The organism is Bacillus sp. EB106-04-02-XG92 (assembly GCF_058791995.1).
This window is the reverse complement of the sequence record NZ_JBYTEA010000013.1, coordinates 1-23,010: the sequence shown is the minus strand read 5'-3', so window position 1 is coordinate 23,010 and position 23,010 is coordinate 1. Positions and strand designations below refer to the sequence as shown.

Annotated in this window: 18 protein-coding genes and 2 pseudogenes; 13 read left to right on the top strand and 7 right to left on the bottom strand. The window is 34.6% G+C overall.

The features are described 5' to 3' along the window. Positions 1-1,334: 1,334 nt before the first annotated feature. The 11 genes and pseudogenes from AC3WVA_RS24045 to AC3WVA_RS23995 all read left to right on the top strand — a co-directional run. Positions 1,335-1,754: a hypothetical protein gene (locus tag AC3WVA_RS24045; RefSeq protein WP_088083989.1), complete on the top strand. Its 420-nt coding sequence runs from the start codon at positions 1,335-1,337 to the stop codon at positions 1,752-1,754. A gap of 66 nt (positions 1,755-1,820) precedes the next feature. Beyond that, complete coding sequence (locus AC3WVA_RS24040; protein ID WP_157410543.1) at positions 1,821-2,171, top strand: PrgI family protein; 351 nt, start codon at positions 1,821-1,823, stop codon at positions 2,169-2,171. Then, complete coding sequence (locus AC3WVA_RS24035; RefSeq protein WP_492322215.1) at positions 2,172-3,086, top strand: hypothetical protein; 915 nt, start codon at positions 2,172-2,174, stop codon at positions 3,084-3,086. A gap of 2 nt (positions 3,087-3,088) precedes the next feature. Then, complete coding sequence (locus AC3WVA_RS24030) at positions 3,089-5,176, top strand: VirB4 family type IV secretion system protein (protein ID WP_098521757.1); 2,088 nt, start codon at positions 3,089-3,091, stop codon at positions 5,174-5,176. A 30-nt stretch (positions 5,177-5,206) separates the two neighbouring features. Beyond that, positions 5,207-9,223 (top strand): type IV secretion system protein, encoded by a 4,017-nt coding sequence (locus AC3WVA_RS24025; protein WP_492322214.1) that lies wholly within the window; start codon positions 5,207-5,209, stop codon positions 9,221-9,223. Further along, a complete protein-coding gene (locus AC3WVA_RS24020; RefSeq protein WP_492322213.1) occupies positions 9,220-11,424 on the top strand; it encodes a lysozyme family protein in 2,205 nt (734 codons plus the stop codon). The genes AC3WVA_RS24025 and AC3WVA_RS24020 overlap by 4 nt, the downstream gene beginning before the upstream one ends. Positions 11,425-11,440: 16 nt before the next feature. Next, entirely contained in the window at positions 11,441-12,016 is a 576-nt protein-coding gene (locus AC3WVA_RS24015) for a hypothetical protein (RefSeq protein ID WP_195756526.1), read from the top strand. A gap of 38 nt (positions 12,017-12,054) precedes the next feature. Further along, positions 12,055-12,270: pseudogene (locus AC3WVA_RS24010) on the top strand (hypothetical protein); the annotation flags it as partial. A gap of 103 nt (positions 12,271-12,373) precedes the next feature. Further along, positions 12,374-13,057 (top strand): CPBP family intramembrane glutamic endopeptidase, encoded by a 684-nt coding sequence (locus tag AC3WVA_RS24005; protein ID WP_492322245.1) that lies wholly within the window; start codon positions 12,374-12,376, stop codon positions 13,055-13,057. 299 nt (positions 13,058-13,356) lie between these two features. Further along, positions 13,357-14,262 carry a multimodular transpeptidase-transglycosylase / penicillin-binding protein 1A/1B gene (locus tag AC3WVA_RS24000; RefSeq protein ID WP_417902759.1) on the top strand — a complete coding sequence of 302 codons (906 nt, stop codon included), beginning with the start codon at positions 13,357-13,359 and terminating at the stop codon, positions 14,260-14,262. A gap of 90 nt (positions 14,263-14,352) precedes the next feature. Beyond that, positions 14,353-14,599, top strand: a pseudogene (locus AC3WVA_RS23995) (hypothetical protein); the annotation flags it as partial. Between the two features lie 202 nt (positions 14,600-14,801). On the opposite strand, the gene AC3WVA_RS23990 reads toward AC3WVA_RS23995, so the two are convergent. Both AC3WVA_RS23990 and AC3WVA_RS23985 read right to left on the bottom strand, forming a co-directional pair. Further along, positions 14,802-15,947, bottom strand: a complete 1,146-nt coding sequence (locus tag AC3WVA_RS23990; RefSeq protein ID WP_341014240.1) for a DUF418 domain-containing protein — start codon at positions 15,945-15,947, stop codon at positions 14,802-14,804. Between the two features lie 39 nt (positions 15,948-15,986). Next, complete coding sequence (locus AC3WVA_RS23985; RefSeq protein WP_492322212.1) at positions 15,987-16,469, bottom strand: thioredoxin family protein; 483 nt, start codon at positions 16,467-16,469, stop codon at positions 15,987-15,989. A 646-nt stretch (positions 16,470-17,115) separates the two neighbouring features. On the opposite strand from AC3WVA_RS23985, the gene AC3WVA_RS23980 reads away from it, so the two are divergent. Further along, on the top strand, positions 17,116-17,538 hold the full coding sequence (locus AC3WVA_RS23980; protein ID WP_195756530.1) for a bleomycin resistance protein: 423 nt from the start codon (positions 17,116-17,118) through the stop codon (positions 17,536-17,538). Positions 17,539-17,789: 251 nt separating this feature from the next. Here AC3WVA_RS23980 and AC3WVA_RS23975 read toward each other — a convergent pair whose 3' ends face one another. Further along, positions 17,790-18,320 carry an SMI1/KNR4 family protein gene (locus AC3WVA_RS23975; RefSeq protein ID WP_195756531.1) on the bottom strand — a complete coding sequence of 177 codons (531 nt, stop codon included), beginning with the start codon at positions 18,318-18,320 and terminating at the stop codon, positions 17,790-17,792. A 242-nt stretch (positions 18,321-18,562) separates the two neighbouring features. On the opposite strand from AC3WVA_RS23975, the gene AC3WVA_RS23970 reads away from it, so the two are divergent. Then, positions 18,563-19,078, top strand: coding sequence for a hypothetical protein (locus AC3WVA_RS23970; RefSeq protein ID WP_492322211.1), 516 nt, complete (start codon positions 18,563-18,565; stop codon positions 19,076-19,078). A gap of 567 nt (positions 19,079-19,645) precedes the next feature. On the opposite strand, the gene AC3WVA_RS23965 is transcribed toward AC3WVA_RS23970, so the two are convergent. From AC3WVA_RS23965 to AC3WVA_RS23950, 4 genes are all read right to left on the bottom strand, one after another. Further along, positions 19,646-19,786 (bottom strand): hypothetical protein, encoded by a 141-nt coding sequence (locus tag AC3WVA_RS23965; protein WP_195756533.1) that lies wholly within the window; start codon positions 19,784-19,786, stop codon positions 19,646-19,648. A 91-nt stretch (positions 19,787-19,877) separates the two neighbouring features. Continuing rightward, on the bottom strand, positions 19,878-20,393 hold the full coding sequence (locus tag AC3WVA_RS23960; RefSeq protein ID WP_492322210.1) for a hypothetical protein: 516 nt from the start codon (positions 20,391-20,393) through the stop codon (positions 19,878-19,880). A gap of 229 nt (positions 20,394-20,622) precedes the next feature. Beyond that, entirely contained in the window at positions 20,623-20,964 is a 342-nt protein-coding gene (locus AC3WVA_RS23955; RefSeq protein ID WP_492322209.1) for a YolD-like family protein, read from the bottom strand. Then, the gene (locus AC3WVA_RS23950) at positions 20,961-22,226 is read right to left on the bottom strand and encodes a Y-family DNA polymerase (protein WP_492322208.1); all 1,266 of its coding nucleotides are present in this window, start codon (positions 22,224-22,226) and stop codon (positions 20,961-20,963) included. Before AC3WVA_RS23950 ends, AC3WVA_RS23955 begins: the two co-directional genes overlap by 4 nt. Between the last annotated feature and the right edge of the window lie 784 nt (positions 22,227-23,010).

The following is a 23,010-nucleotide window of genomic DNA, read 5'->3' as shown; positions in this document are numbered from 1 at the left end:
GTAATAAATGGATTGCAGACATTCAATTAAATCCGTATGCGAATCCAGGAGAATATAAGATAGCATCGATTACATTGTACGACAATGCTGATCACTCTAAAATTTATTGGGGTGGAGAAGATTTTAATCTTTTCTTCAATGTCACAAAAAGTTAATATGGAAATTTTATAATTAAGAAGAAATTTTAAAATTTACTATACTGTTTTTGAGTAGAATTTGGAAATGATAGTTATTTTATGCCCTCACAATTTTGTAGTATGTCATAAAGTTCTCTCTTTATTAAATATAAGATAAGTAACCTATCAGGCTGAAGGATATTCATTATTTAATGTATTACCTTCAACTTAATAGGTTACTTTTTTCTCTTTCTGAAAAAATAGAGATAAGTAAATTTAGTAAGCAAATAAAAAGGGGTGTTGTAAACAGACAATTAAGTTATTTAATTTTTAAACCTAAAACAAGCATAACCCTATTCTGAATTTAGGAAGGGGTTAAAATCTAGTTGTTTAATTTTCGATATAAGATACTTCAATGTACTCAAAATATATCAATAATGTCGTTTGAAAAGTTAAAGTTCATTCAACAATAGCACCCTTTAATAGAATAACTTAAATCATGAACGAGATCTAAAAACACAATCACTTATTTCTTATTGAACTAAAGCCCCTTTAGTTCAATAAGAAATGATGACACCACTTATGATAGTATCTATCACGCTTGATCTCCTATTGAAAAATATTAATGGGAATAGGAGGATGTAATTAAAATAAAATAACATACTTTTTAAATTATTAGAGAGAATTCATAAAATCAATCATGACTTTTCAGCTTATGCATCAAAAGTATTTTTCTTTAATGTTAGTGTTACTTTACCTAATTTAATGACCCCCTACAATTATAGAGAGCAAAGGTATTACAAATAAGAGATGCCCTATTCCTGGGGCAAATAATGTTACCGTAGACAAAGGGCCAAATAATTTAGGAAATCCAATTAAAATAATCGATGGCAGCAGCAAGTTAAATACTAATTGTGTATATAATTAGAGACAAAATTACAAAATCAATAAAAATAGAACCATGGCGTTCATTGAGAGAAGAAATGAATGTTCTAGGTCTTAAGAACTGTGATATGTTTCAAATTCAAATGTTAGGGTACGATCCAAACAAAGAAAACAAAGAAATTAGATAAAAATGGAACATGAAAAGTCTATTTTTATTTTTTTAGTGTAAATTAGGGCTTGTATTTTTAAAATCGTATAGCTATAATATGAAAGTAATAAGATTTTACAATAAAATAAAAATTAATCAGTTCGCATATAAGAGAAGACCTCAATATGCGCCATGTCCTTAGGGGACGTGTGCGTGTATTGGGGTCTTTTTGCGTTTTGCGAGCAAAAACATCCGGAGGTGCAGGAAGTATGTTGAATTGGTTGTCTGCAAAACTTATGACAACATCAGTAGGAGATTTTTTACTGGCAAAAGGTAGTTTTACGAAGGGCCTTGGTGGTAATGGCGGTAAAGGCGATGCTGCAACTGTCCAAAATAGTATGAATACCCTTGTAAAAACATTAATCGGTTTTGGTAGTATTTGGGTAGTTGCTTGTGTTGTATTCGCAGCTATTAAACTTTCTGGTGCGCAAGGGAAGAACCCTGAAAACCGTACACAAGCTATGATTGGTTTAGCTTGTGCGGCAATTGGAGGCTTTGTCATGATTAAAGCGTACGACATCGCTGCTTGGGTTGCAACAATCTAACATAAGAGTTTGTACAAGCTCTCCTCCATTTGGGGAGAGCTTCTCTTATACAAGGGAGGAAACAATATGAGAAAAGTAACTGTTCCTGTTGACATGACTTCAGAACAAAAAACGCTGTTAGGAGTATTAAGTAAACGCCAATTGATTTATCTATTAGGTGGCGGAGCGGCTCTTTATTTATATGTACCATTTTTATGGCGGCTATTTGTACCTATTGATGCGGTAGTAGCGTTTTTTATTTGCTTAATTTTAGCACTACCAACGGTAGTAGGTGTAATAGCGTTTGCTTTTATTTATAAAGAAAAACAACACATGTATCTAGATAGATTTTTACTTATCAAAATGCGTAGCCGTTCCGAAAAAGGGAAGTGGAGAAAAGGGTACGAGCCAACTACATGGGCAAAGGAGAATTTATAGATGTTGGAAATGATATATTTTGCGGCGATAGCCATTGTAGGATTTTTCTTTTATCGGAAAATGAACGGAAAACCGCTGTTTGGGTCTAAGAAAAAGGGGAAAAAGCAAGGCGGAGTAGAGAAACACACTGCTGAAAAAAGTGGAAAGAAAAATAAAAAGAATATGCCTGCCGAATCAGAAGTTGATGAGGATAATGTTGATTTCTTTAACGCTTTTGTAGAAGACATTAAGGAAATTGATAATCATATGATTCGTTATCATGATGATACATTTGTCTTGATTGCGGAAGCGCATCCAGTTAATTATTACTTGCTCTCCAATATGGAACAAGAAGCAATTGATATCAAAATTGAATCATGGTTAACCACATTAGAGTTTAATACAAAAGTATATATTCAAAGTAAGTTTGTAGATTTAACAGATCCTGTACGAAAAATGACAGAAACGATGAAAGGTGCGAAGGACCTTACACCAGAGACAGTACTATATGGTCAAGAAGTTATCGATAACTTAGAGTACTGGCAACGTTCGCAACCTCGATATGAGCAAAAGCGTTATTTAATTTATCCATACAAGGTTGATATTAGTACGATTACTGCTGATACAGAGGACGAGTTAGAAGAAAAGATTGTAGATAAGGCATTTAACGAATTATATCGTCGTTATAATGCTTCTCGAAATCTACTATCAAAAGCAAAAATTAATGTAGAAATGTTAACGAAAGATAAATTAATAGAGCTTTTATACGTAGCGTTTAATCGTCGTAAAGCTGTAAAAGCGCGTTTCCAGGACTTAATTGAAAACGAGAATTTCTCCCTATATTCAACCAGTGAGACAAATGAGAGAAAACTAGAGTTACTGAAAAAAGTGCTAGCGGAAGAAAAGACAGAAAAATCAAATAACGAGGTGACGTAATTATGAAGTTATTCGGAAAAAAGAAAAAAATAGAAGCAAAAGAAAAAGATGAATTGGAACTAGAGGAGGAAGAGTTGGAAGAAGAGGAAATACCGACACAATTAGACAATCAAACTACAGTATTTGATGTCATTGCTCCAGAAGGAATGAAAATTGACGCAGAAGATTATGGAGTAATTAAACAATCCTTAGGAAGTAATACGTTCTTTCGCCCGTTTTATATTCCACGTGATGGGTATCCACGTATGATGCAAACCAATTGGCTGAACATGTTAACTTCAGCTGGGGAAGTAGATGTCATGATTGATATTCATAAAGAACCAAAAGCCAAAGCAATGCGATCATTAGATATGCAGCTTACGATGTTACGTTCGAATCTTTCTTTCCAACGTACACGTGGAAACATTGACCAAGAGAAAGATTTAGATGCAAAGATTCAAGACACAAACAATTTAATGGATGAAATCCAGTTTAATGAAAATGACTCCTATATGGTGAGTACAATGGGTGTTGCGTATGCCGAATCAAAGAAAGAATTGGACGTTTTATGTGAGTATATTGAAGATGAAATGCAAGCATCTCACTTTAAGATAGCAAGTACGTGGAATCGTGTGAAGAGTGGTTTAAAAGCTGTTATGCCGCTAGGGGCACCAAATACTCTGCAAGATACCTATCGAAATATCGATAGACGTGCGTTGTGTACATTTGCACCTTTTGTGTCAGGTTCCGGCAGGTTTAACGGAGGTATACCGATAGGAAAGAACAAAATTACTGGGCAAGTAGAATTTTTAAATTCTTTCGGGAATGCAGATTATCGTCCACCAAATTATAACATTGGTGTAACGGGAATCTCAGGTTCCGGGAAAAGTTTACTTTTAAAAATGAAGCTCGCTCGTGAAACATCACTTGCAGATACGCATGCAATGATTATCGATCCAGAGGGAGAATTCGTAAAAATTACAAAACGTCTAGGTGGTATTAATTTAAATATTTCACCAGAAAGTAATATCATTATTAACCCTTGTGCAATCGCAGTGACAGAACTTCAGATTACAGATAAAGACGAAGAACTAGAAGCGCTTGAACAATACGATAAGAAGGAACTCGTAGAGCATGATGGCGTAAAATACGTAAGGTTTGTGCCGATTTTAGAGAAAATCAATGAAATACTAGGATTCTTTGACATTATTATTCGTGGGCAAGACTTTGATCAACCGGGATTAAATGTCTTCCAGCGTACGATGCTAGAAGACGCAATTCGTGAAGTGTTTGATAAACATGGTATTACCTCACATCCATCCTCCTTATATACAGATGAAGTGAAAAAGGTAGATGGACAATTAATTCAGTCTCAGGTGAGAAAGCCAGAGCCAGAGTTAAAAGAAATCTATGATGTCATAGTAGAACATCATGGGGACGATGTGAAAGCAGAAGAGTTAATTGCCGCGATTCGTCCATTTTTACGTGATGGTTCAAAACCATTATTTGATGGACAAAGTCATTTTGGTCGTGGTGTGGAAACACAGTTAAATGAATCACGCGTTGTTAATTTTAATATTAGTCATTTAGAAGAAGGCTTCTTAAAGCCAATCGCTTTCCACGTTATTTTGAACTATATTTGGGAGCATTGGATTAAGAGTCCAGAACATGCTATCAAACGAAAAGTACTGTATGTGGATGAGATGTGGCAGTTTATCGATTATGAACAAACGGTTAACTTCTTAGAAAAAGTAGCACGTCGTTCACGTAAAAGAAATGCAGGTATGTGTTGGGCCAGTCAGGACTTTGTTCGTATTTTAGAAAATGTGAAAGCGCGTGGTATCTTGCAATCTACTTTCTCTTATTTCTTCTTAGAACAAAATAAGATTGATAAGAAAAAAATCCAAGAGAATTTTAACTTAACTGCCGGGGAGCTTGATATTATTCTTAACAACCCAGGAAAAGGAGAAGGAATCTTCCGTGTAGGGGATAGTTCAGTTTGGATTCAAACAGATCCATCTGACAAAGAAATGATGTTCATTGAATCGAATGAAGCGGTACTTCAAGAGCTTTTAAATAATATGAAGAAAGTACAAGGGTACACAGGATAATAGCGTACCTTTGAAAAGGAAGGTGAAAATATGCTTGAGAAAATAATAGATTGGGTCGGTGGCCTTATTATCCATATGGTAAAGACCCTCCTAGCGCCTATTTATGGATTTATGGATACTATTCCAGTTCTAGTCTTTGGTGGAGATAATGCTAATCTAGATTTTTTATATGAAAAGAACGCGGTTACAAATGTATTAGATACCGGTATGCCTGTCATGTTTAAATTTGTTGCTTTTTGTGTCCTCGTCAGTGTAGTGATTACAGCAGCAAAATACTCAGCAACGGCTATAAATCCAAATAATCGGACGGCATTAATTGAATATGCAAAAGACTTAATGATTATCTCGATTTGCCTCTGGCATTTGGATTTCTTTTATAATTTTGTATTTGATCTAAACAATTGGATTACATTGGAATTTAAAGAGGCGATAAATGGAGTAAATAATGGGAATTTCAACCCGGATCAACAAATACCTTTGTTAAAGTCGGGGCTGTCTGACTATAAGACAATTACAGAGCTCTCAATGAAAGGTCATGAAAACGATTATATGTTTATCATATTCGGACTATTTATTGAAGCTGGATTAATGATATGGGCAAACTTTTATTATTTAATGCGTGCGGTGACACTGTACGTATTAATGTTACTAGGCCCTGTAATGATAGGAATGTGGTTGTTCCCACAAAAGAAACAACAGACGTTATATTGGATTCGTGAGTTTATGGGAGCAGTATTAATCCAAGCGATTCACGCAATTACCTTATGGTTAGTCATTACACTTATTGGGGGGGCACAAAATCCTATTATAAAATTAGTATTGCTTGCCATGTTTATCCCAGTTGGTGAGATTGTAAAAAGCTTTATCGGCCTTAGCACCAATGCATCTGCTGGTATTCATAGAGCAGGTACCATGATGGGTATGGGTGCTTTAGCAAGTGTGGCTGGTTTAGTTAAAGGTGTTCGTGATGATTATCGTAATTCAAAAATAAAACCTGATGATAAAGGGGATAAAGAAAAGACAAAAGAAGATGCAGATAACCCAAAAGATGCATTAGGAGCGAATTTAGGGACAGATGTTGGTACAACATCTCGTGCAGCTCGTATGTTAAAAGCAGGTCAAATTGGAAGTTCAATGGGTAAAGCAACGACAGGACTTGCAGGTATGGCAGCAGGAGCTGGTCTTGGACCGGGAGCGATGGTAGTAGGCTCGCAAGTTGGAAGTGCATTAGGTGGTGCTCCTGGTGCAGTGGCTGGTAGAAGTGTTGCTGCAGTGGGTGAAGGAGCTGTAGCTTTAGGAAAACATATTGGTTCGAGTATAAAGAAGGGTGCGGACACGTATTCAAATCTAAATGGTGAATCGTATCCAGAACTAACCGATGAAGATATCGCACAGGATTTAGCTACAAAAGATTTTGAATCTTGGAAAGCGGATAATCCAGATTCTGCAGTGGCAAGCCGCTTAAAACAAGCATTCCCTAATGCTTCCGATGCAGAGATTGCTAAAAAAGTAGCGAAAACAAATGGTGATCAAATGTCTCGTTTCACAAATCAGCGGAAACAAGATTTACAAAATATGAAGAAAACCGCTACACCATATGGAAATGCTAGAGATTTAGTTAACGCTGCAACGAATGCATTCCAAAAGGGTTATGAGGCAGACCATAAAGATACGTTTATGAGTCAATTACCAGAAAATATGTCAGCGGAAGAGAAAGAGAAACAATGGAATGACCATCTAAACGCAAAAGTACAAGGATTTAGAAACCACGCAGAACAGGCGGCAACAAAAGTGGGAGCCATGCCAGTTGATGCGAAGGATAAGCAAGGAAATAACCTGTTTGATAAGTCCTATGTCAATAAAGATGCGTTTGCTTCTCAACTTGCGTTAGGAAAAGTCGGAAAAGCAGTTGAGGGAGTAAAAGGAGAAACGTTAGAAAGTGGCCATCAAAATATGGGACAAGTCGGTGCTCTTGTCGGCGCTTCTACTGCTGCATTTAAGAAGGCTTATAGTGCAGACCATAAGGCTGGATTCATGAAACAATTCCCTGTAGATATGCCACAACAAGAAAAAGAAGCTGCATGGAATAAACATTTAGATCAAAAAGTACAAGGATTTAAAAATTATGCACAACAAGCGGCAGAACAAGCAGGGATTGTGCAACAAAAAGACGGTACAAACTATGCAAATAAAGAAGCTTTCGCTTCTCACTTATCACAACAGTTACAAAAAAATCCTGGCTTAAATGCAATGGGTATATCCAGTGCAGCAGGCATTCAGAAGGCAGTCAATGGTGTGAAAACACACGGTTTGACAAGTGGCACTGGAAGCCAGCAAGCAAAACAAGTAAGTAATGTTGGGAACCTGGTTCAAGCCTCTACAGAATCCTTTAAACAGGGCTATGCAGCAGAGCAACAGGCAAGCTTTATGAAAAACTTGTCTCCAACTATGTCTCAACCACAAAAAGAGCAAGCTTGGCAGTCGCACCTGAATGAAAAAGGAAATGAATTTAAAGCAGTCGCACAACAAGCGGCAGTACAAGCGGGAGCGATGCCCGTACAGGCGAAAGATACGAGTGGTAAGAGTCTACATAATCAATCGTATATTAATAAAGATGCTTTTGCTTCGCAATTAACGAAAGGATTACAAAGCCATGCAAGTCTTGGAACGGTGAGTCAACAAGTAGGTTCTGGAATTACTAGTGCGATTCAAGGTGTTCGTTCACATGGCGTTGCAACAGGTGGCGCAATCAATAAAGCTGTATATGCGGCGACACAAACGCAAGCGAGTATCGCACGTGCAGGAGATCTTTCCGTTGCGGAAATTGAACGCTCTTATGCAGATGCATCAACAAGTGTAGCAAATATTGCACAAAGTGCTGGTAAAATGTCTATCCCAACATCTGCGGTGGGACGTATGACACAGCAGAGTACAAAACTTGGCATGAGTGTAATGGAAGGTGCGAAACACCTTATGCTTGCGGATCGCATTGATACGGTATCAAATGCATACTTTAGTGCTGCGAGTGCTGTACAACAATCCGGAGGGAATGCAGTACAAAGAGTGATAAGTGGGACTACTGCTGCTGTTAATACATCATTAGGTGGGAATGCAGCAGAACGCCATTACAATGTAACAAAAGGGTTAAGTTATGCAGCTGGTGTAATTGGTGGTGCAGGTGCTTATCAAGCGACTGCACGTATGGTAAGTAAACATAACCCGTATAACAAAGCTGTTCAAACAGAAGCAAAAGAAATTCAAGAGATTCAGAGAATGGTACCAACAACCACAGACCATACAGGAACGCAATCTGTTGCTAAAGGGGCTGTACGTTTAGTTACGACGAATAACAAATCATGGATTGAAGCAAAAGATTCCAGTGGGATGACACAAGTTGTATCTCGTTATGGTAGTGGAGATAGTAGCATTCGTTCCGGACAAATGGTATACCAAGATTTAAATATTGCAGATGGGCAGTTGACACAGTACCGAAATGGTATGAAAGCTTCACCAGCGTATATTCAAGATTCAAGTGGTGGAAAAATCAGCATTAATCGTTCCATTAATGTAAATCCAAATCAATTAGTAGGAAACCAAAATCAAAGACCTTTACAACAGAAACCGGTATTTAATGAACCACCACTTACGGTCAATCACAAAGTAGACAATGGTCACTTCTATATGTCTGATTTAGACCAAGGTGGCTATAAGAATGTGCAAATGGTGGTAGAAAGAGAGCGTAGTTACATGGTTGCGACAACAACAGACGGTACAGTTTCACGTATTTCACCGTTTGGAAAAGGAGATACGCGCTTACAAGCAAACCAAAGGATTGAAAGAGCTTGTGAAGTGAAAGACAGTAGTATTAAGCCAAGAGAAGAAATCTTAGTAACACAAACACAGGACGAAGTAGTCCGTACAGAGACGCATTTAAATTTATCAGAACATGACCCACAAAATCTGATTCCATTTGCGCCAAACCCTCGCTTAGCACAGCGAAGAGGAAGAAATTCTCAAAATGGAAAATATGGTGTGATAAGTCTATGAGTCAAAATCCTAACGATCCAAATGAACAGAAAAAAAGTAATCCTTTAAAAGATGTAGCTTCCCACTTTATTAAGAAAAAAGGGATGCAAGCGCGCGGGAAGATGGCAAAATTGGCAGGGAAAGCAGGAAGGGCGGCAGCGAAAGCTGCTGCCAAAATACTAAAAGCAGGTATATTAAAAATTGTGGGTGCTGTTGTGGCAGCGATTGGATTACCTGCCGCTTTGATTATGGGAGTAATTATTGCTGTGTGTGTGATTTTAGTCTCTTTTGTACCTTTTACCGATGATGAAGGTAAGACAGAGGAACAAGTAAAAAAATATATGGAAGTCTCAATGGCTCTGAATGTGGATTGGAAAGAGGTTGTCGCCTTTGACATGGCGCGATATGATAATGATTTAACTGGTAAAGATCCGCATGATGCTATATCATATTTCTTGTATATTCAATATGAAGAATATACGGAAAAAGAGGTATGTGAGGTGGGACCGAATGGTCCTTGTGAAAAAAAGAAAAAAGAGATGCAAAAAACAAAATCTGAAAGTTACTCCGGACCAGATGTAAAAAAGATATTAGGAGATACAGATTTTAAGAAAAAAATAGATGAGATTAATGCAAGTGGAAGCAAAAAAGTGACAACATCTTCTCATGGGCTAGAGAAAGCTATGGAACTCGCAAAGTTTAGTAAAAGTCAAAAAGAGCGTGCGCGTGAGATATTAGAGGCCGGGATGTTAGAAGGTATGTATGGACATCTAGCACCTTCTAGTAATTTTGTTGGTGGTATGTGTGTAGGTAATGTGAGTCCTGGCGGGGAGCCTGTCAATCTTAATGCAAAAGTTACAGGATATCTTCCAAAGATTAAAGAAATGGCAGAAAAACATGGTGTTGCTCAATATGTTGGTATTTTGGCTGCCCAAATGATGCAGGAATCAGGTGGAGCAGGAAATGACCCGATGCAGGCTTCAGAGGGGCAATATGGAGACATGAGCTCATCTTGTATTGGTGTAAAGGGAAATGCTCGTGTAGGGTGTATTAAAGATCCCAATATTTCTATAGAAGCAGGTGTACGGGAATTTAAAGATGTACTAGGAAAGGCCAATGGTGACATTTCACTCGCTTTGCAGTCTTACAACTTTGGCGAAGGTTTTATTAGTTACGCTTTAGCAAAGGGTGGCTATTCAGAAGAAACAGCTATTGAGTTCTCAAGAAGTAAGAATCATTTAAATCCAGGTGGTTGCTCCGATCCGAATAACTTCCGAACCAAGGTAAATGCGTGTTATGGGGATTTTACATATGTTTCTAAGGTTTTAAAATATTACAAAGATTTAGGTTGTGTAGCAAATGGAGATGGAGAATGGATTTCTGATAAAGGTTGGAAATGGCCAACGAAATCAGGGCGTATTACAGGTACATTTGATGAAATTCATAATAACAAACCGCATAATGCTGTAGATATTGGAGCCATGACCGCTGGAAAACCAGGAGACCCTGTATGGTCGATGGAAGCAGGAGTAGTTACAGCTCAAACAGGATATGTAAACTACGGTGGTCTAGGTGTCTATATTGACCATGGAAATGGCATTGTATCCCGTTATTTACACTTGAGTAAGATATCAGTTACACCAGGAACTATGGTAACAAAAGGACAAATTATAGGGGAAATGGGTGGTTCTAACTATGTTGGTGGTGTTCTGAACATGCTTGGATACGCTGTCCATTTAGATTTCCAAATTCGTATAAATGATCAACCGACGGATCCAATGAAGTTCTTTAAGAAAAATGATGATCCAGGGTTATCATCTGGTGGTTCTCCTACCATGACAAATGCTAAACGACAAAAGGTACTGGAAGAAGCGAAAAAATGGCTAGGGCAAGGAAAAGTCAGATATGTATTAGGAGACCGTAATCCACCAGGTGGCTCTTCAGATTGCTCAGGATTTACGCAGTATGTCTTTAGAACAAGCATAGGTGTACAACTTGGAGATTGGACAGGTGCTCAAGTCGGACAAGGTAAACAAGTACCAGATATCAATCATGCACAACCAGGGGATCTTATTTTCTATGAAAACCCTGGGCACGTTGCAATTTATATGGGGAATCAAAGAATGATTCATATTGGTGATAATAAAGGTGTACAAATTACAGGTCTAAACTATACGGCAAGAGGTCAACATATGACGCAAATCCGTAATGTTATAGACTGATTTGGGATGTGAAGAAATGAAGAAAGTCATGAGTGTGTTAGCGAATCTGCCTCGTAAGTACTTAGTTATATTGGGAATTATAGTGTTAGTAGTAGGCGTTGCTACCTATAATACTATTCATCGTTACATGATGAAATCTCAAGTACAAGAGGAAGAGCAAGTAAATCAAGATGAAATCGAGATGCTTGGAGATAAGCCAAAGGGATTTGATACAAAAGAAGAGGAATATATCGCGAAGACAAAAACTGTAGAGGATTTACTACGAAAAATTTCTAATAGTAGTTATGATGTACCGTACTTGTTTACAAAGGATGGATTTGGTATTGAACCGATGAAAATGACAAGTAATGAGCGTATGCTGGCTACAGAAGCTGTACAACGATATTTCCTAAATGGGGATCAGTTTTACAATGCGCGAATTACCAAAATTGACCGTGGAAAAAAAGTAGATACGTTTCATATTGAAGTTTTAATTCAACAGGTAAACTTCTTAGAACCACGACAATTTAAAGTGCAGGTAAACCAATATGCACAAATTGTAACACCAATTGCACAAATTCCACATGGACAAGAAGAAGTACCTGTGGATTAAGAAGGAAAAAAGGGTTGTGGAGAAAAACACAACCCTTTTATAAAAAATGCGATGTTATTGTCATTCAAAAAGGCGCTTGTGAACATGTATCTATTGATGTAGCAAAAGGGTACGCAAAGAAGTATGATGTCTCACTATTATTTAATCAGGGATTTGGTGAAACTGGTGCATTAGAAATGGGATTTAAGTATTTGAAGGCTGCAGGAGGTTTGCTACATATGAATGAAATAATAATTGTTAAGTTTATATATTGAATTTAATTAATTAAAATGAAAGGGATATATTTAATAATTCCCAAATGTTATTGCAATGAGCGGTATCGAAAAGATAAAGAAAGTGGAGGATGTAAATAAGAATATGTGTAGTGCTACTAGATATAAATCAGGTTTGATCATTTTGATTTATTTTATAATGACACAATTTGTAGGTATAATAGGTGTACAATTACTAGCGAAGACAGGCTGGTATGATATTCAGGGAAACCAACAGCAAGCTATCCAACAACTTCTAATACATTGGGAACTAATTGGATTTTCACTTACATTAATAATCATTTTTCTTATATATAGTAAAGAATTAATGAATGATTCAAAGTTATCGATTAAATTATCAAGAAATTTATTCGTATGGATTTTAGTTGGGATTATATTAGTATTTGTTGCGCAGATGGTTGGTAGTGTACTAGATAAGAGTGTATTTCAGTTAACTACACAATCAGCAAATACGTCTAGTACAGTTTCTGCTGCAGCAATATCCCCTGTGGCACTTATTTCAATTATTTTTCTTGCACCTTTAGTAGAAGAGTTTGTTTTTCGTTATGCGGCCATAAATATCTTAACTCGAAGGTTTAAACAAACCTGGAGTATACTAATAAGCTCATTTTTCTTTTCTATTATACATTTTGATTTTCCATTTATATTTGGATATTTTCTAATTGCATTTGTACTTGCTGTAGTATATGTGCGTACTAATAGGTTACTAGTATCATTTTTTGTTCATGCTAGTATGAACTTTATTGTTGTTATGCTTCAGATTTCTTGATGAAATGGAAGACAAAATCGCGCAATTTTTCATTAACATCTATAACGAATAAAAAAAACATCTTAAAGAATTATCAAATAATGAATATATAATTACAAATATCTTTAAGTCAGAAGTTGTTGAGAAAAATTCAATTTGCAAAGGGTGGAAAAATTTTACTTTTAATTTTGGGTAAAGCACAAAGTATAACTATCACAGTGTAGATACGCCAAACAGCCAGGGAACAAAAATAAATGAAGTTCAAATGAATAAGTATTAAGCGAAAGTGGAATGTAAAAAACAACTTGGAGGGAATACATATGTCAGCATTTTTAAATCTAATTGCTTTAATATCATTAATTACTTCAATCGTATTTTTCGTGAAAGGGTTCAAGAATAAACCAAAATTTAAGAAAGCTGCTTTATTCTTTTGTGCAACATGGGTTTTATGGTTTATATCAGCTATGGTTGACCCGGAACCAACAAAGGTAAATGGAAAGCGAGAAACAAATGCAGAAGATAAACAGGAGGCAAAGCAAGAAACAGAAACTAAAAAAGAAGAAAAAACGAAACAGGAAGAGGCCAAGAAACAGCAAGAAGCAGAAGAAAAGGTGAAACAGGAAGAGACCAAGAAACAGCAAGAAGCAGAAGAAAAGGTGAAACAGGAAGAAGCTAAGAAACAGCAAGAAGCAGAAGAAAAGGTGAAACAGGAAGAAGCTAAGAAACAGCAAGAAGTAGAAGAAAAAGCGAAAGAAGAAGAGATCAAGAAACAGCAAGAAGCAGAACAAACGAAAGATAGCGAGTTAAATGAAGCGCAAGCACAAGAAAAAGCAGAACAATTGAAGATGGCGCAAGGTGAGGGTGCGCGTAATAAAGATATCAAGTTATCACAATTAGGTGTTCAAACAATAAAAGATGGAATCAAATATACGACATCAGTGCAAGATATTCACATTGAAGCAAAAGATAGTTTAACAAGAATTGTTGCCATTATGCCAGTAGGAACAACGAAAGAACAAGCAAAACAAGTAGGAGATTCATTGGCACGGCAAGTAGCAAGTTTTGGAACATTGGGATTATATGTTGATTTACACTCACCTAGCAAAGACTATTTAGGCGAATATTGGGAGAATTTTAGCGGTGATATTGGTATCTTTGACAGTAACGAAAAACAGTTAGCGCGTGGATACATTAATAAATTGAATCCAACTAAAATAAAGTGGTAAATTTGATAGAAAAAGACTTATTTTTGTTTCGGGGGTAGTTGCTTTTTTTAATTTAATTGTGATGTGATTATCCCTAAAAACGAAAATTAGCAAGAAGCAAAAGAAGTTATAAACGACATTGTTACGGGTCTTAATGGGAAAAAACTATTAACCTTTGCTGTAGTATATTGTTGGTAGTATTGTAAATTATGACTATGAACCACCTAAAAATCCAAGTATATGAGACGATGGTTCACCTGGGAAATTTGTTCATTATGGTGGGGAATGGGACACTGGTGGTCTTTTTAGAGAAGCCAAATTTGTTTATAATAAAATTGATGAATCGGATAACAAGTAGTCTATAAATTAAGTCTTGCCATTACCATAGGATGGCGAGGCTTTTTTATGCATAAAGAAAAGACACCGCAAGGTGCCTTCCTCTGACCTGAACCACGTTAATTTTAATAACATCATTTTAAAATCACAAATATATCTTTAATCTTTCATATGATATTTTATCATTTTTTTCAGTTAATTGCATGTAAGTGGAGAAAAATAGGCTATTTTTTGTAAATTCCTTTTCTCCATATAAACTCAATAGGACCATAGCGGAAATATTTACTCCAAATTGTGCTGAATATAATTTGAGCAAAGATAATTAAAATCCCGAATATACATAGTTTCCAATAATATACGTGTGAGATATCTTTAAGGGACAACGAAAGAATTACAAGATTTAGTATACTTTGGCTAATGTAATTCGTTAAAGCATACTTACCTACGTTCATAAAGGGGTACAGCCACTCTATATATTTTTTATTCTCACAAATTCTAAGTAAGGTACAAATATAGAATATAGCTAGCATCTTCCCTCCAAATAGAATTAATAGTTGTATATCGTAAGAGTAATAGACATCCGTTTTTATAAAGTAGTAGATAATAGGACAAGAGAGAAGACATGAAATGCATAACGAGCTCCACTGTAAAAATATAACGTGCTTTATTAATTCCGGTACCCTTTTAAAAATATCTTTCTTACCAGCCCATAAACCGATTAAAAATAAGCCTATATATTCCGGAATCCCAATTAGTAGTTGTTGGGGTTCCTCTATCATCAGAAAAAACAAACGTGCTTTTACTTGATATAAATAATGTGTAAATAGATTTACCGTGTGGTTGGTAGTGTTGCCTGTAAACATATATTGATAGTAAGTTGGTACTTCAGGTATAGAAGAACTTGCTCGTAAAAATACAATAGTATGTAATACATAACTAACCGTTAGGAAACTACAGCCAGCTATAAAAATAAGTTTAGTAGATCGCTTATAAAAGAACAATAGAATAAATCCAGCTATAGCATATGCATGTAGAATATCTCCATACCATAGAAAGGTGAAGTGAAGTAAACCAAAGGCTAGTAAAATACACAGTCTCCGGGTAAATAGCCTATACATGGGATATCCTTTTGCTTCTGTATTTTTCATAAAGATATAAAACCCTACGCCAAATAAGAATGCAAAAATAGTGTAGAACTTTGCTTGTATAAACAAATCTACTAAAAAACGAATCGCTTTATCTGTACCGGAGTAACCTGCCTGATTAAAGGGATCTAGCCCCGTCATAGTGGGTAGATTCACAAAAAGGATACATAGTATGGCTATACCTCTTATTATGTCTAAAGATTGAATACGGGCATTTTGTTGCATGTTAATTCTCCTTTCGTACAAAGAAAAACGAGCACTATACTAGCTAGCGCTCGAATTACGTCTTGCAAAGAATCCATCATATGTAGCAGCTGGCACTGCCCCTTCTAGGCGTTCAACTTCTTCGCCTCTATTGTAAGCTACAACAACTGGAGTACCTGGAATGTCGAACTCTTGAAAGGCACTTTGATTTTCAGGTGTAGAGATATCAATACGATAGATGGTTCTATCATGTTTTTTTGACATACTATTAATATCTGGTGCGGCCTTTTTACAATAATGACAGGTTGGTTGATAGTAATACGCAATGAACTCTTCATGGGATTGTATCTTTTGTTTTAATTCATCTTTTGAAATATCTTTTATATTTTCAGGTGCTTCTTTTACATTGGCAGCAGATACAATTGTTTTTTCTGGTGTTATGGTTTCTGTTTTGACTGATTCATTTTTAGTTAAAGTAAAGATTGTTATACCAATAACACATAAAGTTGTTATAACTGCTCCGATTTTGTAGATTTTTTTCATAGTAAATTCCTCCTTAAAGTAAAAAAGGACAAACCTCGCCCGAGTTAACAGGGCGTAAGGTTTGTCCTTCACGCTACGTACAATAGAGTATAAACAATGGAAATAAATTTTCTATCTGTATAATAACATAAAATTCTTATAGAATGCTATAAGAATTTTATGGGGAGAGTATAGAAGTAGCGTAGTTTTTATAATTTCACGCACCGAAATTTAAATGCAAAAATCATACCCATTACAATAAGGGGATTCTCTTTGTTGTATCTAATTGTTAAAAGCACTATTTTCCTACATTAAAAATAAAATTATTCAACAAACAACGTCTCAAAAAGTGTGTGTACTTATGAAGTTTGGCTTAATTACATTTCGATACCTTTTGAAGTAGTTTACGCAGTGAAAAGTATACTTTGTCTAAAGGTGTACTTGTAAAGTGATAATAAAGTTATTTAATTCTGATCTAAAAATATAAGAGCCTGGTTACAAATCATATTGTAGTAAGGCTCTTTAAAGTTGTTTAATTTATAATAAAGTCCTTTAAAAAATAATTAAGTTGTTTACTTCTTTTAGGATTAACGAAGTAGTTTAATGGAAGAAGAATTTATAGTAAGTGTTATAATAATCAATTACTTAAACAAAGGGGGAAGCATTTTTGCACAAACTCAATACATTAATACCAGAGCTATCAGTTTCAGATATAGAGCAAAGTTTAAATTTCTATTCGGAAATTCTCCTGTTTAAAATTGAATATCAAAGACCAGAGGATAAGTTTGCTTTACTGTCTTTAAATGACTGTCAGATTATGATTGAAGAAGTAAATGGTCATTGGAGTACTGGGGAGTTATCTTATCCCTACGGAAGAGGAATTAATTTTCAAATTATCATAAATGATATTGATCCACTATATAATAGTTTGAAAAAGAACGAGTATCCAATTAAATTTGGTATTCAAGAGAATTGGTATAGAGCTGATACTAAATTAAAGGGACAAAAAGAATTTTTAATTATGGACCCTGATGGTTATCTATTAAGATTTGTTCAAAATTTAGGTGAAAAAGATGTTGAGGCAGATTAAGCTATGTAAAATAGGATGAAAATTTAGTAAATGGAGCAAGCTACTTTTTTCAATAAGAGGCATTAGTTGAAGAAGAATTAACCAACTTTATTATTTTTATAAATTACAGGCTACAACAATTAAATTTAATTTTAAATAACTTTAAAACCACCTACAAGTTAATTTAGTAGGTGGTTATTACATTTCTTAGACTAAAATTAAACAACTTTATTATCTCTACACACCTAAAGCACACATTACTTTAGGTACATTTATTCACAATTCTCTTCTTTTAAACAAATTTCGATGAATGCAAAAATATTTTTTGCCTCGATAGCACGCCTTCCCCAGTCATGGTAATAGTATAAAACCTGTCCTGTTACCCCAACTTCAGATGGATCTGTATCAATGCAAAGGTAATCTCCGCCACCATTTTCTGCAATTGGAATCCACTTAGAATTCCAAAGAGCTGGTTTAAGCTCTTTTTCAATATCTGGCTCTAAATCATCATCCGGATCGAATTCTTCCTGTAAAAATTCCCAATTTGATATAATTTCAGAAATGGGAGACAGGGTCAAATTTCTTACAAATGGATTCACCCCGGGTTCCCAAATTTGTCCGTTATACACTCTATAAAAGCTCTTCATTTCTTCAGGTAGTGTAAGCCCTAGTGTATCCTCAATAAGTTGGAAATCTTCATCACCTGCACCTGGCTGAAGATTTAACGATTCTTTAAAGTTACTTTCAGAATTTGAACCTCTTTCGATAATCCGTTGCCACAACCATTCAGCTTGATTTATCATGCCATTTATATGCCCCTTTTCGATGTTTGAATAATTAGTATTTTTATAATGTTCAATGGTATTTTAACATAAGTTATCCAATATATGTATAATTTTGATTGGGTTATATCTGAATATTAATATTGTTAAGAGATAATAAAGTTTTTTAATTCTTAATGAACTAACGGTGCAGGATAGTTGAATAAGGATGATGATATACTTAAAGGGGAATTTACTTTATTTTATAATTTATGAGGTGGAAAATGGACTCTTTAGAATTAAACAAATCTAAATATATTGTCTCTAATATCAAAGAAATTTTGCATAAAAAGCTTATTCTTGATAAACCGTTAACTAAAGATGAGGTAAAAAAATTAAACCTAGTTAATCCCCCTGTATACGAAAATGAGAAGTATCTCATTCAAAAACGGTGGTTTTATAGTATTAATATCGGAGAATGGGAAGATGTGGATATTATTATTCAGGGGAATAATGAAAATCCCGATGTGGAGATTATCGAAATGGCAGAAAAAACATTCGATGAACTCCATCTACATATAAGCTGTGCATTAAAATATTTACAGAAATTCTTCCCTAATCAAGAAATGAAGAACTACTATCTATCCACAATATGTTTTGGAAAGATGGTTAATTTTGATGATTATATATTTTTGGGGTTTAGTTTAGCTTTTATTTATGATGGTCACTTTGAGTTTCAGTATAAAGTAAAATTTAAAGACGATGGATGGCCTATTGGTTTTGAAGGTGGGCCACTTTAATAATAATAGATAATTTTTTCTTATTGAACTAACGGGTGCTTTAGTTGAACAAGATTTAAATAACTTTATTATTAATTTTTGTCTACAAGCACGTTTAAATGGTTAAAAATTAAACAACTTTATTGTCACTGAACAGTACTTTTGGGGACATTTTTATAAAACAACTATTCAATTATTTATCCAGGGTTAACAGTTAAACCAATAACAATTTTGAAACAATAAAAAAGCTATCTAATTTTTAGATAGCTTTTGATTTAATAGCTATGTAGAATGCCTAGATGGTTATATAATATCCAGGCTTAACTTGCGTGATTTGAATAATTCCTCCTTAGGACGATGAATTACCGTATACACAATACAACTTTAAACTTTTTATTCACTAAAGAATTGAGTGCGGATGTTACCTTTTTCAAAGGAATTTAGAAACTGTTGATTTGTCTCATGTTGTAGTCTAGCTAGAATATTGGATTCCGTATTATCTAACTTGTAATTTACACCTGTTTCAAAATCTATACGAGATAATCGATTACCGATTAAGTAACAAGCAGTATAAAATGCAACCTTGGATTATGCTTGCATTGTAAAATCAACTAAGTTTGCTCCCCATGATAAAATACCACCTCTTATAGCATGTTTGTTATCAACCTCATATAAACTTGTTCCAGTTCCAATAGAGAGAACTTTAATTTGATCCAATGAATAGCCCAACTTAACAGCTTCAGCAAGGGCAACCAATCCAGGATTATTTGCCCATAATCCCCCGTCAATTTTACATTCATTTTATCTTGTCCTAAATTTATTACTCGATAGATCCATTAAATGAATAAGTGTTCCCGTTGGTTGCAACACTGAATTTCACAAAATATTTTTCGGAAGAATCTAAACCGGAAAATTTCACTGAACTAGCTTTATTTACATATAAAGTTTTAGAGTCTACTTCTTTCCCTTTAGAATTATAGAGTGTAATGTCTAATTCATTTTTTGTACCACCTTGAAATTTTGTAAATGTAAAGTTTTCAACATCTACAGTCATAGTCTTTTTTCCTGTAAGCCATTTATCTGTATATACTTGGGCTCCTACTTTATCTACTTGGAAATTATAAGAGTTTTTATCAATATTATGTACAGAAGCCTTTTTACCAGGTGAATTCTTTGCCCTCTGAAAACCATCATTTTTATTAGTAGTATCTACTATCCCAGAAGGCGGAGTAGTTGATAAACTATTGAATCCCGCTTCACTTGGTGTTGCTGCATGTGTTGTTAATGATGCTGCTAAAAGAAGAGGTGCAGTTAAAGCAAAAAATTTTTTTTTCATTATAGAATTACCTCCATTTATTATATTTACAACATAATCTTAATATATAAAATTATTATATTTAAATTAATAAAATCGAAAAATATAGTTAATTATGTATTATTTGTGAATTTTTTCAAAAAAGGAGGTATTTTATCTATTTTGCAATAAATAGATTTCTTGAATGTTTGGTTTTATAGAAGAAAACAGAAAAGCCATTTCCTTTAGAGAATTGGCTTTTCTAGATGAATTATTTTACGTCGATTATATTGGAAAATTGTAGTTTCATCTTATTATAGAAAGCATCTGTACATACAACAGCGCTAGTTGACGGGTCAATATCTACAACAGTCATATAACTAGAGAGCAAATAACCATCCTTATAATATGTAATCCTTATTTCTTCTTCTGATACTAAGGAACCTAATAGCATATTTTCAATTCTTTCTTTTTCTTCAGTTGTTAAAATCGGACGAGTGACTTTGTGTTGTTCCCTTATGATTTCACGTATCCCATCAAATTGAGGTGTTAATGCGGCGAACGGAGTCCATTTCACCATTCCGCGCCCCTTTGGCATATTAGCGTTATTCATGATTTATGTCCCCCTAACAATGTGTTTCTGTATCTTGCTGTTGCACTATTTGTATACGAAATTCCTCTTAATATGCTGTTCTTACCAAATTTAGTGCGTATTTCGTCCATTACTTTCGTTAGTTTCATTTCTTTTTCTCGTTGTATTACATTATCGAATAGTGAGATTTGTTCTTCGCCTTCATTGATTAAGTTAGTTAAAGAAACATTTATGGATCTAATAGGTTCTCCAGTGTAAAACTCGTGTAAAAAATATGTACAAATCTTATATATATCCATTGTTAAATTGGTCGGGCGGTTCATAGTGTAAGTTTTTCTAAAGCCACCAGCGTAATTTTTGCTATAACCAATGGAAAAATGGACAGTTTGAGCTAGTTTGTTTTGCCTTCGCATTCGATAACAAACTTCTTCTATATGTTCCAATAGAATAATCGGGAATTCTTCTATATCGTAATCACGCATAAGTATTTGGCTTTTACCAATAGAAGTTGTTGTTGGAACGTATTTCTCTGATATACGGCTAAAATCAATGCCGTTACTATGTATGTGTAATTCTTCTCCAATCTTGCCGAAGCTCTTTTTTAAGTATTTAAGAGGGTAATTGGCTAAATCTCCTATAGAATGTATTCCTTTTCGATTCAACTTTTCTTCCGTTTTGTATGATATGCCCCAAAATTTATTCAACGGTCGTATGGTCCATAATTTTGTTGGGACATCTTCATATTTCCAATAAGCGATGCCGTTTTGATTCTTCTTTGCTTCAATATCTAAGGCTACTTTGCTCATTAAAGGGTTAGGGCCAATCCCTATTGTGCATTCGATCCGTGTTTTCGCATATATTTCACGTTTAAATTTCAATGCGAATTCATAGGGATCGTTAGCAAATAAATGAATACTATCCGTAATATCCATAAAAAATTCATCGATGCTGTATTGGTGAAAATCCTCAATAGGAACGTACTGCAAAGCTAACTTTGTTATGTAATTAGAGCATTTAATGTATGTTCCCATAATTGGATTTACAACAAGAATGTCTTTTCTGCGAGGAATCTCGTATAATCTGGCCATCTTCTTTACACCCAATGCTTTTAATGGTGAAGTGGCAGCTAGAACGATTGAACCGTTTCTATTTACATCACCGACTACTGCCAATTTTGTATACATAGGATCTAACCCCATTTTGATGCAACTTACTGAAGCGTAAAAGCTACGTAAATCAACACATAAGATGATTCTATTCGGTAAGATAGAATAGTCATACATCGTGATTCCTCCCTAAATCAAGAGAACGTTTGTTCCTATTATATACGAACCTGTGTTCTTTTATAAAGAGTTTTTGTTTAAAAATAATTTTTGAATAAAGAAAAGACACTCTTATATGAGTGTCTATCAGATATTCTGCTTGTGGGGGCAGAAATTCTAACACCAATCAGTAATAAGAGGACATAGATATATATCCTCTTATTACTGGTAAAGGCACAAAACATAAAAAAAGAGACACTATACAGTGTCTTTTCTTGTTGATATTGCTTTAAGGAATATGTAGTGATTAATTAAAGAATCTTGGATGCTTCTTGGTTAAACTTAGTATAACATTAATATAAAATTTAATAAATTAAAATTTCAATATACGGAAATTAAATTATATAAATGTTTTTTCTCGAATATTATTAGGAAAATTTTATTTTTCTGTATTTAGACCTAATTTAGTAGATTGGTAAACAAAAAGACTATTATGTAGAATGATAGCTTTTTTTATAATCATATATTGAAATTTAAATGATCGTAATAGCTGAATTGATTGTAAAATATATACATTTATAGTTGGTTATATTACTATTGTTATAAATATTGGAAAAAGAGGGTGTTAAATGTAAATAATTTAGGTGAAAATCAGAACTTCAAATAGTAAGTTTATAGTTTTGGGAGAAGAAGAGAAAAAAAAAAAATAAATTTTGGGGGTTAATTCACATGCCCATCAAGCTAACCAAGTAAATTACTAGATAAGAAACGATCCTTGTTTCAAAACTAGCAATTGATAGAAAAG